Here is a 13,679-nt window from a genome sequence, read left to right on the forward strand (position 1 = left end):
GGAGTTCGCAGAAATTTGTGTGCGAGCTACTGACTTTTCCCGGTAAGACATTTACCGTCGCGGGCTATGGACCTTTCCCGTCGCGGGCTGCTCGCCGGGGCCGGTGCGATCCTCGCTGCCGGTACCGTCGGGACCCCCGCCTCCGCCGCCCCGTCCACCCGCCCCTCGGGCCGTCCCGGTGCGCCGGGTCTGCCGCCGCAGAGCGCGCTCTCGTTGCCACCGACCAAGCGGTTCCGGATGAGCGCCACGACCAACGAGTTCTTCCGGCACAAGCCGTTGCGCGATGTCACCGTGCTGCAGTCGTTCGCCTTCGACACCCCGAACGACCGGCTCTTCGCCGGACAGTTGAAGGCCGGCAGCCCGGCCAACAGCGGTGACCTGGCCCTGACCAGGCTGGACTTCGCCGGCAACGTCCTCGGCCACATGTACCTGTCCGGCTTCGGGCACGCCGTCTCGATCGGCGCCGAGGCCGTCGGCGGCACGTCGTACCTGTGGACCGAGACCGACGTCGACACCGCGAACGGGCGGGGCCGGCAGATCTGCCGCTTTCCGTGGCAGAACGGCGCGACTCTGACCAAGGACTCCGCCTCGCTGACGAAGTGGAAGCCGGTGGCCGACGGCAGCGTGTTCACCCCGGCGGTCGACCAGCGGTACGGCCGGCTCGGGGTGCGGTACTCGCTCGCCGACGGCATGCATGTCAACGTGTACTCGCTGGCCGCCGCGGCGCGCGGTGACTTCAGCACCGTGCTGGCCAGCTTCAAGCAGCCGACGATGACGGCCGGCGTCTCCTTCCAGGGCTGGACGCTGTACGGCTCGTACGCGTACTTCTGGGAAGGCACGGCGTACCCCGGTGAGCCCGACGAGACCAAGGCGAACTCGCGGCTGTGGTGCTACGACATCAACTCCGGCGAGGTGGTGGAGACGTTCCTGACCCTCGCCGGGAAGAGCCTGACCTACCGCGAGGCCGAGGGGATGGCCGTGTACGGCTCGACCGATCCGACGGCGCGGCTGTTCTTCGGGTTCGCTTCCGGTGTCGGCGGTGACCGACGGGCCAACCTGTTCTACCGGAACACGCTGGTCTGAGCTCTACTGGGCGACGCCGTACAGCCGGTCGCCGGCGTCGCCCAGGCCGGGCACGATGTAGCCCTTGTCGTTCAGGTGCGAGTCCATCCCGGCGATCACCAGGTTGCACGGGACGTTGAGATCGGCCAGTTCGCGCTCGACCCGCTCGACGCCCTCGGGCGCGGCCAGCAGGCAGATCGCGGTGATGTGGTCGGCGCCGCGGTCCACCAGGAACTGGATCGCGGCCGCCAGCGTGCCGCCGGTCGCGAGCATCGGGTCGAGCACGTAGCACTGCCGGCCGTGCAGGTCCTCGGGCAGCCGCTCGGCGTAGGTCGAGGCGGTCAGCGTCTCCTCGTTCCGGATCATCCCGAGGAACCCGACCTCGGCGGTCGGCAGCAGCCGCGACATCCCCTCCAGCATGCCGAGCCCGGCCCGCAGGATCGGTACCACCAGCGGCTTCGGCGAGGTCAGCTTGATCCCCTCGGCCTCGGCGACCGGGGTCTGTACGGTGATCGGCCCGGTCCGGACGTCCCGGGTCGCCTCGTACGCGAGCAGCGTGACGAGCTCCTCGGTGAGCCGCCGAAAGGTCGGCGAGTCCGTCCGCTCGTCCCGCAGCGCGGTGAGCTTGTGGGCGACGAGCGGGTGGTCCACGACGAGGATCTGCATGGCCGCCAACGTACCGTCGGCGATTCGCTGCCGGAAAGTTCGCACGCTGTTACGGTCGAAGCGCAGTCGATTTGGGTTTGCGCACCTGCCCGCCCCGGGCGCTTGGCCTCGACCGACGAAGGACGTATGCCCGTGACCGAGAACACCGGCAAGACGCCCGAACAACTCGACCGGCTCCGTCGCCGTGCCGCCTTCCTCCGCGAGCTGGAGGAGGCCCGCGCCCTCCGGGACCGGATCGCTCCCCGCCGGGCCCGGGTCCGCCAGCTCCGCGAGGCGATGCGCCGGGCGACGTACCACCACTGACCCACAACTTCCGGCCGGATCCCGGCATCAAGCAGACAGGGATCCCGTCAAGGAGTGTGGGCCATGCGCCGTCGTCTCGTTGTCCTTCTCGCCGCGGTACTGCTCGGGGTCACGGGGCAGGTGAGTGTGTCGGCCGCCGCCGAGGACGACTGCCTGTCCGTGCCGCCGACGATCAGCCAGGACACCGACCCGGTCGAGACGATCGTGCTGAAGAACACCCGGCAGGTACCGATCGAGATGCGGGCCTTCCACGACGCTGTCGATTGCAGCGGCATGACCGTCGACGTGCAGAAAGCGGACGGGACCGGCAGGACCACAGTCGCGCTGACCCATCAGGGCGGCCGAGGGATGCCGCCGAGTTGGACCTGGTACGGGTACCTCTCGCTGACCGCGGCGACCGGGGGTGGCGACTGGGTGATCACCAGGGTCACGCACGGCGCGAACATCCTCGAGACGGATGTGCGGTTCCACGTCTATCGCGGCAGCGAGCTGACGCTGGACCAGCCGGCCCGGACCAGCGGTGCCGCCCGGACGACGTTGTCCGGGCAGCTCCGCAGGTACTCGAACACCGGGGCCCTCGTGCCGGCCGCCAACACCACGGTGACGATCCGGCACTGGACCCGGAACCTGCTGATCGCCACAGCGAAGACCGACGCGGCCGGCCGGTACAAGGTGACGGTCCCGTTCACCCAGAACACCACGCTTCGCGCGACCACGGAGGCCGGCGGGAACTACGTGGCCGAGCTGACCGAGTGGGTGACAGCACACAAGCTGATCGCGATGAGCTACCTGCAGCCGCTCCCGAACGCCTACGCCAACGCATGGTGGAAGGTCGGCGGGACGGCGTACCCGGGCCGCCTGCAGGCCGATCTGCAACTGTGGAACGGCAAGGCGTGGGCAACCACCGGGTCGTACGGCTTCATCGGCGCGAACGGGGCGTACGAGCGCTACTGGAGGCCGACCAGGGCCGGCGTGTACCGGCTGCGCGTCGTGGTGTCCGGCGAGCGGCTGGACAACACCCCGTGGAGCCGCGAGGTCACGGTCACGGTCAAGCAGCTGCCGACCCAGCCGAGCTGGTTGACCGGCACCGTGGCTCCGACGGCGGGCCCGCCGGTCAAGTTCGGGACGACGATGTCCAGCTTCGGTTTCCTCAAGGCCAGGCAGCCCAACGGCACGTACACCGGGCTCCCGAACGAGGTCGTCCGGGTGATCGCCAAGCGCCCGGCCGACGCCGGCTGGGCCGTGGTCGGCCAGGCCCGGACGACCAGCAGCGGCTACTTCTTCACCCACTGGTCCGTCCCGTTCGCAGCCGGCGAGACCTTCACCGCGGTTCTGGACTACCCGACCGCGCTCCCGCGAGTCGCCAGCAGCCGCTCCGGCACCTTCGGTCCGTTCACCGTGCAGCCCTAGGAGGCGTCGAGCGCGAATCGGGGCGGCACCGATACCGCGTCGAGATCGCGGACACCTCCCGTCCGGAGCTTGAGTCTGCGACGATGAGCCCGTGTCTGATCCTGGGCAGATGACCACGACAGAGCTCGACTTCGCGCTCGCGGCGTACGCCGAGGACGGCGTGTGGACCGTGACGCCACTGGTCCTGCGCGGCGAACCCGACCTGTCCGCGCTGGTCAGTTCCTTGCGCCGGTACCCGGGCGAGACCGGCGTGCTCGGCCTGATCTCGGTCGACGAGGACTTCTTCGTGCTGCTCCGGGTGGTCGGTGGCCGGGCCCGGCTGCTGATGTCGGACGTCACCGCCGCGACCGAGTGGCCGCTGGCCCGGCAGGTGCTGGACGAGCTCGACATCCCGCTGGCCGAGGACGACGACGACCAGGTCCCGGCCGGGGACCTGGCGATCGTGGCCGACCTGGGGATGAGCGCGATGGACCTCGGCGCGCTGATCGACGACGTCGACCTGTACCCCGAGGAGATGCTCGAGGAGGTCGCCGAGGCGCTCGGGTTCGGCACCCAGTTCCAAGAGGCGATCGAGGCCATTGGTTAGTCCGGCGTACCGGGCCTGGTCCCGGCTGATGCTGCTGGCGCTGGCGGAGGCCGAGAAGGCCGAGGGCAGCGCGGACGTACCGATCGGCGCGATCGTCGTCGACGAGGACGGCGAGGTCATCGGCCGCGGCCACAACGAACGCGAGGCGACCGGCGACCCGACCGCCCATGCCGAGGTGCTCGCGATCCGCGAAGCCGCCCGGCACGTCGGCGAATGGCGGCTCAGCGGCTGCACCCTGGTGGTCACCCTGGAGCCCTGCACGATGTGCGCGGGCGCGATCGTGCTGTCCCGGATCGACCGCCTGGTGTTCGGCGCGTACGACGAGAAGGCGGGTGCCGTCGGCTCGCTCTGGGACGTCGTCCGGGACCGCCGGCTCAACCACCGGCCCGAGGTTGTGAGCGGAGTCATGGCCGACGAGACGGGTTCCCGGCTGCGCGATTTCTTCATTGGGCACAGACCTTGATAGCCTCTCCGGCGGTGGCGTGTCCGAGCGGCCGAAGGAGCGCGCCTCGAAAGCGCGTGACGGGCAACCCCCGTCCGAGGGTTCAAATCCCTCCGCCACCGCCAACCGTTCTTCGGGACGGACGTTACGCCGAAGACCCTGATGCTGTGTGATGCGTCAGGGTCTTCGCTTGTCTCCGGGCCGTCCGGGCGGAGGTGCGACGACCGGTGATTCCGTTCCGTGGATGATTCGTTGCCGCGGGCACGGCTCGTTTAGGATGCAGGCCCCGACCTAAGGGCCGCTGTGGACGTGCACGAACTCGACCGGATCCTGCTCGCCGGCGCCGCGGTGTTGCTGGTGGCCATCGTCGCCGTGCGGCTGTCCGGCCGGCTCGGGCTGCCGTCGCTGCTGATCTACCTCGGGATGGGCCTGCTGCTGGGCGAGTCCGGCCTCGGCGTCGAGTTCGAGAACGCCGAACTGGCGCACGCGCTCGGCTTCGCCGCCCTGGTGATCATCCTGACCGAGGGCGGCCTCACCACCCGCTGGAACGAAGTCCGCCCGGTGATGCCACTGGGTGTCGTCCTGGCCACACTCGGCGTGGCCATCAGCGTCGGCGTGGTGGCCTGTGTCGCCCATTTCGTCCTCGGCCTGGACTGGCAGCTCGCCGTCCTGCTCGGCGCCGTCACGTCCCCGACCGACGCCGCCGCCGTCTTCTCGGTACTGCGCCGTGTCCCCATCCGTCCACGGCTCCGCGGTGCGCTGGAGGCCGAGTCCGGTCTGAACGACGCCCCGACCGTCCTGCTGGTCACCTTGGTCAGTACCGGCGAGGTCGCCGACAAGGGCTTCCTGCACTTCAGCGGCCTGGTCATCTACGAACTGGTCGTCGGCGCGCTGTTCGGCTTCGTGGTCGGCGCGGTCAGCGTCGGGCTGCTCCGCCGCGTCGCCCTCGGCTCGGCCGGCCTGTACCCGCTGGCGATCGTCTCGCTCGCCGTCATCTCGTACGCGGGTGGCACCGTCCTCCTCCACGTCAGCGGCTTCGCGGCCGTCTACGTGACCAGCCTCGTCCTCGGCCGGGCCGAGCTCCCGCACCGCGTCGCCACCAGGTCCTTCGTCGACGGCATCGCCTGGCTGGCCCAGATCGGCCTGTTCGTCATGCTCGGCCTGCTCGCCTCACCGGGCCGGATCCGCCTGAACGACGTGGTGATCGCCCTGGTCATCGGTATCGCGGTGACGGTGGTGGGCCGGTTCGCGGCCGTCTGGTTGTCGGCCTTGCCGTTCCGGATCCCGTGGCGAGAACAGACCTTCCTCGCTTGGGCGGGGCTGCGCGGCGCCGTACCGATCGTGCTGGCGACGATCCCGCTCGCGGAGCACGTCCCGCACGCGGACCGGATCTTCGACGTGGTGTTCGTGCTGGTGCTGCTCTTCACGCTGCTCCAGGGCCCGTCGCTGCCCTGGCTGGCCAAGCGGCTCGGAGTACTCGACGACAACGCGGCGCACGAGGTCGACATCGACGTCGCGCCCCTGGAGTCGCTGGGCGCGGACATGCTCCAGGTCCAGATCCCGAGCCAGTCCCGGTTGGCGGGCGTGGAGATCGGCGAACTCCGGCTGCCGCACGGCGTGTCCGTCTCGCTGGTGATCCGCGAGCAGCAGGCGTTCGTCCCGGAGCGGAGGACGGTACTGCGCGCCGGCGACGCGGTCCTGGTGGTCGCCCCCAACGCCCTCCGCGAACAAACCGTCCGCCGACTACGCGCAGTAAGCAGAGCCGGCAGACTAGCAGGCTGGTTCGGCGAACGAGGCCGCGAACAGCACTGACCCTGCGTGCTCCCCGCCCCTCCCGCCGCCCGCGGCCGAACCTCGGACAGGTACTGGGGACCGGGGACAGCCCCCGTCGTGTTCAAGGTCCCGGTTTGGTGTCAGGCGTGGCCAGGTGTGTTCGAGGCCTGGTCGGGTTGTTCAGGTCTCGTCAGGTTTGCCGGTCCCTGGCCGCGGGGTCAGTTCGGGTTCTGGCCGTTGGGGATCGGTTGGGTGGGGCGGACGATGGGGAGGCAGTGGATGCTGTCCGCGGGGACTGCCACCGACGGCAGGCCCTTGGTGTTCAGCTTGGTGAAGCCTGGTCCCACGACCACGTCCACCGTGTGGTCCGGGCGGTTGTCGCCGACGGTCAGGGCCTTCTGGTTCAGCTGGCCCGCGACCAGCTTCAGCTCGGGGGCGTCGTCGGTGCTGCCGCGGACGGAGACGACGTCGATCTTGTCGCCCTTGGGTTCGTTGGCGATCTTGCCGACGTTGAAGCCGCGCTTCTCGAGCTCCTCGCCGACCCGACCCGCGGTCCCGGCCTTGGCGCCGCCGTTGTAGACGTTCACCACGACCTGCTTGGGGACCATCCGGTTGTTCGGCAGCGTCTGCTCGACGCAGTTGGCCTCGGCGTTGCTGGTGGTCAGCGACTTCCAGCCCCACCAGAAGCCACCGGCCAGGATCGCGAGCAGGGCGATCATCGTGACCGGCGTCCGCCAGTGGATCCGCGAACGCGGTCTCGGCTGGGGCTGGAGGACGGCCATCGCTAGTCCACGACCAGGACCCGCGCGTGCAGGACCGAGCGCTGCTGCAGGGCCGCGCGCAGGGCACGGTGCAGACCGTCCTCGAGGTACAGGTCACCCTTCCACTCGACGACGTGGGCGAACAGGTCGCCGTAGAACGTGGAGTCCTCGTCGAGCAGCGCGTTCAGGTCCAGGGTGCCCTTGGTGGTGACAAGCTCGTCCAGCCGCACCTGCCTGGGCGGCAGCGCGGACCAGTCCTTGGCCCGGTACCCGTGATCGGGGTACGGCCTTTCCTCCCCGACGCGCTTGAAGATCACCTCCCGAAGTCTAGCGGTGCACAAGGTCGGGGGAGAGGTCGGGAATGTCACCGGAAAAGTCGATATCAAGACTCAACCTTTACTCGCCGCGGTGCGTCTGCTCGGGAAAGAAGGACAACACAGGGGGTATCCATGAAGACGTTGTTCAAACTGGCCGCGGGGGCGGCGACCGTCGTCGTCGCGATCGCGGGCACCACTTTGCCGGCCGACGCGCTCACCGTCGCGCAGAACAAGGCGGCCCAGACCCGGCTGAACAAGCTGGGCTGTTACGCCGGGCCGGTGGACGGCAAGATCGGCCAGATGTCCCAGGCCGCCACGATCCGGTTCCAGGCGGCGAACAGGATGACCCAGAACGGCTCGCTCGGCGGGACGACGTACGGCCGGTTGATGGCCGCGTCGGCCAAGCGGTGCGACGTCCGGGCGGTTCCGGCCGGGAGCGGTGGCGGCCGCCGGATCGTGATCAGTCAGGGGCAGAACTGGCTCTGGGTGATCGATGCCAAGGGCAAGGTCGTCCGGCAGGGCGGCATCATCGACAACCCGAGCTACCTGCGCCCGGGCACGTACAGCACCGGTTCGAAGTGCGGCCGCGCGGCCCGGGTCAAGCGCAACACCGACGGCGGCAAGCTCTACCTGAACAACTTCGTCCGGTTCGCGCCGTGCGGTATCGGGTTCCACCAGATCCCGACGTACCGGAGCAACGGCGCGCAGATTCACGGCGACTGGCTGCTCGGGACCAACAAGAAGGCCTCGCACGGCTGTATCCGGGTGCAGAAATCGATGTCGGACACGATCTGGGCCTTCACCACGGTCACGACGAAGGTCGTCGTGCTCCGCTGATCGATGGACAACTGTAAGACTTTCGGTGGACGCCCCACGGGGTCCGGCCGCCTTAGCATCGAGACCGCTCACCGCTGTCGAGATCTGGGGAATCATGTCGGGCTCCGTGCGGCTGAGGCCGCCCACCAACACACTTGACCGCCGTATCCTCGCCGTCTGGCGGGTGAACGCGGTCCTCGTCTTCGGGCCACCGGTCCTGGTCCTGGTCCTGCTCGGCCTGCTGATCCCACCCGCGCGGACCTGGCTGCTGGTACCGGCCGCCGTCGTCGCCGTGATCGGCCTGCCGTACCTGACCGTGCTGCCGTTGTGGTGGTACCGGGTGCACCGCTGGGAGGTCACCGACGACGCCGTGTACGTCCGGGCCGGGTACTTCTGGCAGGAGTGGCGGATCGCGCCGATGTCACGGATCCAGACCGTCGACACGCTGCGCGGCCCGGTCGAACAGGCGTTCAAGCTGTCCACGGTCGTCGTCACCACCGCCTCGGCCAAGGGGGCGGTGAAGATCCGCGGGCTCGGCCACGAGCTCGCCGCGGACCTCGCCGAGCAACTCACCCGGACCACCCAGGCGACCCCGGGTGACGCGACATGAGCGACCCCGGGACCACCGAAACCGCCGCACCCTCTTCCGAGCAGACCTGGCAGCGGCTCGACGGACGCGCGGTCCATGTGGCCGCGGTGCTCGGCGCCGGCGTGGCGATCAGCGCCGGCGTACCGACTGTCTTCGGCATCGCGTCCGGGTGGTCGGTCCTTACTGCGCTCGCGTGGGTCGTTCCCGCGGCCGTACTGCTCGTCGCGGCCGCGGCACTCCTCGAGTACGTGCGGTGGCGGCGTACGCAGTACAGGGTGGGCGTGGAGCGGGCGGAGTTGCACACGGGCGTGCTGGTACTGCACCGGCGGTCGCTCAAGCGGGAGCGGATCCGCAGTGTCGACCTGACCGCGAATCCGCTGCTCCGGCTGTTCGGCCTGGTCGCGGTGAAGATCGGGACGGGCGAACACGCGGACGCCGGCGAGGGGACGCTCACCCTGAGCCCGGTCACCCGCGCGGAGGGGGAGCGGCTCCGCCTCGAACTGCTGCCGGGGCAGCGTGGTGAGGCGGACGGGACGCTCGCCGTGCTCGACCCGGCCTGGATCCGGTACGCGCCGATCTCGTTCTTGGCGCCCACGCTCGGCCTGGCCGCCGGTGGTGCGGCGATGCAGGTGTCGGAGTGGTTCACCCTGCAGGACGAGCTGATCCACTGGGTCCGGGACCGGTTCGCAGGGTTCCCGCTGGTCGGCGCGATCCTGGTCCTGGTCGCGCTGCTCGGCGTGCTCGGGGTGATCGGCTCGCTCGGCCTGTTCGTCGAGATGTGGTGGAACTACCGGCTGGACCGCGAGCCCGGCACGCTCCGGGTCCGCCGTGGCCTGTTCACCACCCGGTCGATCTCGATCGAGGAACGCCGGCTCCGCGGTGTCGACGTGGTCGAGCCGCTCGGCGCCCGGCTCGTCGGCGCCGCCCGGGTGGACGCGATCGCGACCGGCCTGGTCCGGCAGAAGGAGGACGAGAAGACCGACCACAAGGTCTTGTTGCCCCCGGCACCGAAGGAGGTGGCCGACCGGATCGCCGCCGCGGTCCTGCGCGAGAAGGTCGCCCCGACCGCGGCCGCGCAGCTCACCCCGCATCCGCGCGCCGCCCTGGGCCGTCGGCTGCGGATCTCGCTGGCGATGGCCGTCCTTCCGGTCGCCGTCCTGGCCGTACTCGGTGTGTGGCTCACCAGCGTCCTGATCCAGCTGGCCGTGATCCTGGCGGTCCTGCTGCTCCCGGCGGCGATCCTGCTCGCGCGCGACTCGTACCGGGCGCTCGGTCATGGGATCACCGGCAACTATCTGGTCACCCGGTCGGGGACGATCCGCCGGTCGACCGCGGCGCTGCGGCGCGACGGCGTCCTCGGCTGGCGGGTCCGGCAGACCGTCTTCCAGCGCCGCCGCGGCCTGGCCACCTTCAGCGCGATCACGGCGGCCGGCTCCGGGGCGTACTCCGCGCGCGACGCCGACGCCACCGAAGGGCTCGACTTCGCCCGCGACGCGGTACCGGGCCTGCTGGAACCGTTTGTCGAACCCGGCTGAGTTCGGCCTTCGGGTCGAGCCAAGGCACTAGCATGCCGAGCGCAGGGGAATTCGTCGCTCGAAAGGCAGCGCTGACATGGCCGAGACACCGGACGTCGTGGAAACCGTGAAGCAGGGGTACGCGTTCGACGGGCCGGCGCTCGAGCTCGGGGCGCTGCTGGTCGACGGAACGCCGACCGTGGAGGCGGCGGTCCGGATCCCGCTGTCGATGGTGAACCGGCACGGTCTGGTCGCCGGCGCCACCGGTACCGGCAAGACGAAGACGCTGCAACTGATGGCCGAGCAGCTGTCGGCGGCCGGGGTCGCGGTGTTCGCCGCGGACATCAAGGGCGACCTGTCCGGCGTCTCCCAGCCCGGCCAGGAGAGCGAGAAGCTGCTCGCCCGGACCAAGGCGATCGGCCAGGAGTGGACGGCGGCCGGGTTCCCGACCGAGTTCTACGCGCTCGGCGGCCAGGGCACCGGGGTCCCGATCCGGGCCACGATCACGTCGTTCGGCCCGGTCCTGCTGTCAAAGGTGCTGGGCCTCAACGACGTCCAGGAGTCGTCGCTCGGGCTGATCTTCCACTATGCCGACAAGAACGGCCTGACCCTGCTGGACCTGAAGGACCTGCGGGCCGTCATCCAGCACCTGACCAGTGACGAGGGCAAGGCCGACCTGAAGGAGCTCGGTGGGCTGTCCAGCGCGACCGCGGGCGTGATCCTGCGGGCGCTGATCGGGTTCGCCGACCAGGGCGCGGACGCGTTCTTCGGCGAACCCGAGTTCGACACCGCCGACCTGCTCCAGCAGCGCGACGGCAAGGGCGTGATCTCGCTGCTCGAGCTGCCGAACCTGCAGGACCGGCCGGCCCTGTTCTCCACCTTCCTGATGTGGCTGCTGGCCGACCTGTTCCACGACCTGCCCGAGGTGGGCGACGTGGACAAGCCGAAGCTGGTGTTCTTCTTCGACGAGGCGCACCTGCTCTTCAACGACGCGTCCAAGGCGTTCCTGGACTCGATCGCGCAGACGGTCCGGCTGATCCGGTCCAAGGGCGTCGGCGTCTTCTTCGTCACCCAGACCCCGAAGGACGTGCCCGACGACGTGCTGGCCCAGCTCGGTTCGCGGGTCCAGCACCAGCTCCGGGCGCACACCCCGAACGACGCCAAGGCGCTCAAGGCGACCGTGTCCACGTTCCCGAAGTCGGCGTACGACCTGGGCGAGGTACTCACCCAGCTCGGGATCGGCGAGGCGATCGTGACGGTGATGAACGAGAAGGGCGCGCCGACCCCGGTCGCGTGGACCCGGTTCCGCGCACCGCAGTCGCTGATGGCCCCGGCGACGGCCGAGCAGCTGGCGGCCACGGTCCACGCCTCGCCGAACAACGCGAAGTACTCCGCGGTGGTGGACCGCGAGTCGGCGTACGAGATGCTCGCGGCGAAGGTGCAGGCCGGGGCCGAGCAGGCCGAGGCGGAGGCGCCCGCGCCGCAGCAGCAGGAGGCGCCGCGGTCGCGCAAGCAGGAGAAGTCGATGGTCGAGCAGGTGATCGGCTCGTCGGCCTTCAAGCAGTTCGCCCGCTCGGCCGGCCGGGAGATCGTCCGCGGTCTCTTCGGAGCCGCGAAACGGAAGCGCTGACGCGCCTGATCGTTGATCAAACGACTGAATCGTCAGCCGTCCAACGGGTTGTCCACAGGCGCGCCGTCGTGGATTGGGCCTGAGCCCGCACTCGTCGTACCGTGAGAGGGATGGTTGCGCAGAGTAGGCGAGCGGTACGGAATTGGGCGCTCTGGACCCTGACGGTCCCGGCGTTCGGTGTGGTGGTCCTCGTCGACCTGCTCGCGATCGGGTACGTCGTCCGCGCGTTCACCGAATTGCCGTCCTGGCAGGAGCTCGAGCTGGTCGGCGCGCTGGTCGCGTCGGCTTTGATCGCGGTCGAAGGGGCCCGCCGGGTGGAGCACCGGCGACGTGGTGGCGGCGCCCTGCACAAGGACCTCGCCCCGGCCTGGATGATCGCGGCCGCGCTGATCCTGCACCCCGCCCTCGCCATCGGAGTCGTCGTCCTGCTCCGGGGCTGGTGGCGGATCCGGGCCGGCCGCTGCATCCCGTACCGGTGGACGTACTCGACCGCGGTGCACGTTCTCGCGGTCGGCGCGGCGCACGCTGTCCTGATCGGCGCCCGCGACCTGGTCGGGTCGAGTTCGCTCGGCCTGGTGGTGTCGATGACGGCCGCCGCGATCGCGTACGTAGCCACCGAGACCCTGCTCTGCGGGCTGGCGATCTCGCTGATCGTCCCCGGCAGCGGCCGGCGGGACACCCTGGGCAGCAAGGACGACCTGTGCGTCGACGCGACCGCGGCCACCTTCGGCTGTGTCCTGGCCGGGGCCGCGCTGGTCAGTCCGTGGTTCACGTTCGTGGCGATCCCGATCATGCTGACCGCGCAACGGGCACTCTTGCTCGGCCAGTTGGAGACCGAGGCGCAGACCGATCCGAAGACGAGCCTCGGCCGGGTCGACTGGTGGCGGCGGCGGACCGAGGAGATGCTGCGGACCGCGCGCACCCAGCGCGAGCCGATGGCGGTGCTGCTGATCGACATCGACCACTTCAAGCAGGTCAACGACACCCACGGCCACCTGGTCGGCGACGAGGCGCTGCGCGCGGTCGCGACGATCCTGCGCAGCGCGATCCGGGCCAAGGACGTGATCGGCCGGTTCGGCGGCGAGGAGTTCGTGATCGCGTTGCCGGACACCGATCTCGCCGACGCGACGGTGACCGCCGACCGCCTCCGCAACGCGGTCGCCGCGAGCCCGCTGGCCGCGATGTGCGCCGGCGTCCTGGACGATCCCGAGCTGGACCCGGACACGTTCCACCTGACCGTCTCGATCGGCGTCGCGGTGTACCCGTCCGACGGGACGACCGTGGACGACCTGATCTTCCGCGCCGACCGCGCGATGTACGCCGCCAAGGCCGCCGGCCGCAACCGAGTCCGCCTGGCCGCCGACCTCACCCCCACCACCCCTACCTCCACCCCAACCTCCGCCCCCACCCTCCAACCCCGCTAACCCCCCGCCCCCGCCCCCCGCCCCCGCCCCCCGCCCCCCGCACCCCCCCCGCGCCATCAACCCGACTTTGTGCGCCGCTCAGTCGTCGGCGGCGCGGCAGTTCGACCACTTCGCGCACAAAGTGGCCCACCGCGCCCCGCGCCCGCGCCCGGCGCCTTCTCGGCCCTGGCCACCGCGCGATGAGCGCGAGTTTGTGCGCCGCTCAGTCGTCGGCGGCGCGGCAGTTCGACCGCTTGGTACACAAAGTGGCCCTCCTCGCCCCGCGCCTCCTCGCCCCCCGCGCCTCGCGCCTCGCGCCTCGCGCCTCGTGCCTCGCGCCCCGCGCCCCGCGCCCCGCGCCTCGCGCCCCGCGATGAGCGCGAGTTTGTGCGCCGCTCAGTCGTCGG

The 13,679-nt window shown here is 70.3% G+C and carries 14 protein-coding genes and 1 tRNA gene; 12 read left to right on the forward strand and 3 right to left on the reverse strand.

All coding sequences use genetic code 11. The annotated features are described in order from the left end of the window. Positions 1-66 precede the first annotated feature (66 nt). Positions 67-1,083 carry a phage baseplate protein gene (locus FB561_RS09995; protein WP_145805299.1) on the forward strand — a complete coding sequence of 339 codons (1,017 nt, stop codon included), beginning with the start codon at positions 67-69 and terminating at the stop codon, positions 1,081-1,083. Between the two features lie 3 nt (positions 1,084-1,086). On the opposite strand, the gene upp is transcribed toward FB561_RS09995, so the two are convergent. Continuing rightward, the gene (upp, locus tag FB561_RS10000; protein WP_145805301.1) at positions 1,087-1,728 is read right to left on the reverse strand and encodes a uracil phosphoribosyltransferase; all 642 of its coding nucleotides are present in this window, start codon (positions 1,726-1,728) and stop codon (positions 1,087-1,089) included. A gap of 132 nt (positions 1,729-1,860) precedes the next feature. On the opposite strand from upp, the gene FB561_RS37810 reads away from it, so the two are divergent. From FB561_RS37810 to FB561_RS10025, 6 genes are all read left to right on the forward strand, one after another. Continuing rightward, the gene (locus FB561_RS37810) at positions 1,861-2,031 is read left to right on the forward strand and encodes a hypothetical protein (protein ID WP_170284535.1); all 171 of its coding nucleotides are present in this window, start codon (positions 1,861-1,863) and stop codon (positions 2,029-2,031) included. A 63-nt stretch (positions 2,032-2,094) separates the two neighbouring features. Beyond that, positions 2,095-3,441, forward strand: coding sequence for a hypothetical protein (locus tag FB561_RS10005; protein ID WP_145805303.1), 1,347 nt, complete (start codon positions 2,095-2,097; stop codon positions 3,439-3,441). Between the two features lie 109 nt (positions 3,442-3,550). Beyond that, positions 3,551-4,027, forward strand: a complete 477-nt coding sequence (locus tag FB561_RS10010) for a tRNA adenosine deaminase-associated protein (RefSeq protein ID WP_145805305.1) — start codon at positions 3,551-3,553, stop codon at positions 4,025-4,027. 28 nt (positions 4,028-4,055) lie between these two features. Further along, entirely contained in the window at positions 4,056-4,490 is a 435-nt protein-coding gene (tadA, locus tag FB561_RS10015; RefSeq protein WP_145805307.1) for a tRNA adenosine(34) deaminase TadA, read from the forward strand. A 13-nt stretch (positions 4,491-4,503) separates the two neighbouring features. Next, a tRNA-Ser gene (locus FB561_RS10020) sits at positions 4,504-4,594 on the forward strand. Between the two features lie 178 nt (positions 4,595-4,772). Beyond that, positions 4,773-6,281 (forward strand): potassium/proton antiporter, encoded by a 1,509-nt coding sequence (locus FB561_RS10025; RefSeq protein ID WP_145805309.1) that lies wholly within the window; start codon positions 4,773-4,775, stop codon positions 6,279-6,281. A 179-nt stretch (positions 6,282-6,460) separates the two neighbouring features. Here the strand turns inward: FB561_RS10025 and FB561_RS10030 are convergent, their stop codons facing one another. Together FB561_RS10030 and FB561_RS10035 are read right to left on the reverse strand one after the other, a co-directional pair. Beyond that, positions 6,461-7,024: a LytR C-terminal domain-containing protein gene (locus FB561_RS10030; RefSeq protein ID WP_145805311.1), complete on the reverse strand. Its 564-nt coding sequence runs from the start codon at positions 7,022-7,024 to the stop codon at positions 6,461-6,463. Between the two features lie 2 nt (positions 7,025-7,026). Continuing rightward, positions 7,027-7,320: a type II toxin-antitoxin system VapB family antitoxin gene (locus FB561_RS10035; RefSeq protein WP_145805313.1), complete on the reverse strand. Its 294-nt coding sequence runs from the start codon at positions 7,318-7,320 to the stop codon at positions 7,027-7,029. Between the two features lie 132 nt (positions 7,321-7,452). On the opposite strand from FB561_RS10035, the gene FB561_RS10040 reads away from it, so the two are divergent. From FB561_RS10040 to FB561_RS10060, 5 genes are all read left to right on the forward strand, one after another. Continuing rightward, the gene (locus FB561_RS10040) at positions 7,453-8,157 is read left to right on the forward strand and encodes a L,D-transpeptidase family protein (protein WP_145805315.1); all 705 of its coding nucleotides are present in this window, start codon (positions 7,453-7,455) and stop codon (positions 8,155-8,157) included. 163 nt (positions 8,158-8,320) lie between these two features. After that, on the forward strand, positions 8,321-8,746 hold the full coding sequence (locus FB561_RS10045; RefSeq protein WP_202880582.1) for a PH domain-containing protein: 426 nt from the start codon (positions 8,321-8,323) through the stop codon (positions 8,744-8,746). Then, entirely contained in the window at positions 8,743-10,260 is a 1,518-nt protein-coding gene (locus FB561_RS10050) for a PH domain-containing protein (protein ID WP_145805325.1), read from the forward strand. The genes FB561_RS10045 and FB561_RS10050 overlap by 4 nt, the downstream gene beginning before the upstream one ends. 76 nt (positions 10,261-10,336) lie before the next feature. Beyond that, the gene (locus tag FB561_RS10055; protein WP_145805333.1) at positions 10,337-11,869 is read left to right on the forward strand and encodes a helicase HerA-like domain-containing protein; all 1,533 of its coding nucleotides are present in this window, start codon (positions 10,337-10,339) and stop codon (positions 11,867-11,869) included. 110 nt (positions 11,870-11,979) lie between these two features. Next, a complete protein-coding gene (locus tag FB561_RS10060; protein ID WP_145805341.1) occupies positions 11,980-13,293 on the forward strand; it encodes a GGDEF domain-containing protein in 1,314 nt (437 codons plus the stop codon). The last annotated feature ends 386 nt before the right edge of the window (positions 13,294-13,679 follow it).

The sequence above is a fragment of the Kribbella amoyensis genome (assembly GCF_007828865.1).
In the GTDB taxonomy this organism is placed as follows: domain Bacteria; phylum Actinomycetota; class Actinomycetes; order Propionibacteriales; family Kribbellaceae; genus Kribbella; species Kribbella amoyensis.

What these genes read in the sequence shown, in the direction of transcription:
- tadA (WP_145805307.1), top strand. Translation starts at nt 4,056, where the DNA reads ATGCTGCTGGCGCTGGCGGAGGCCGAGAAGGCCGAGGGCAGCGCGGAC.
- FB561_RS10040 (WP_145805315.1), top strand. Translation starts at nt 7,453, where the DNA reads ATGAAGACGTTGTTCAAACTGGCCGCGGGGGCGGCGACCGTCGTCGTC.
- upp (WP_145805301.1), bottom strand. Translation starts at nt 1,728, where the DNA reads ATGCAGATCCTCGTCGTGGACCACCCGCTCGTCGCCCACAAGCTCACC.
- FB561_RS10050 (WP_145805325.1), top strand. Translation starts at nt 8,743, where the DNA reads ATGAGCGACCCCGGGACCACCGAAACCGCCGCACCCTCTTCCGAGCAG.
- FB561_RS10030 (WP_145805311.1), bottom strand. Translation starts at nt 7,024, where the DNA reads ATGGCCGTCCTCCAGCCCCAGCCGAGACCGCGTTCGCGGATCCACTGG.
- FB561_RS10010 (WP_145805305.1), top strand. Translation starts at nt 3,551, where the DNA reads ATGACCACGACAGAGCTCGACTTCGCGCTCGCGGCGTACGCCGAGGAC.
- FB561_RS10005 (WP_145805303.1), top strand. Translation starts at nt 2,095, where the DNA reads ATGCGCCGTCGTCTCGTTGTCCTTCTCGCCGCGGTACTGCTCGGGGTC.
- FB561_RS10060 (WP_145805341.1), top strand. Translation starts at nt 11,980, where the DNA reads ATGGTTGCGCAGAGTAGGCGAGCGGTACGGAATTGGGCGCTCTGGACC.
- FB561_RS09995 (WP_145805299.1), top strand. Translation starts at nt 67, where the DNA reads ATGGACCTTTCCCGTCGCGGGCTGCTCGCCGGGGCCGGTGCGATCCTC.
- FB561_RS10055 (WP_145805333.1), top strand. Translation starts at nt 10,337, where the DNA reads ATGGCCGAGACACCGGACGTCGTGGAAACCGTGAAGCAGGGGTACGCG.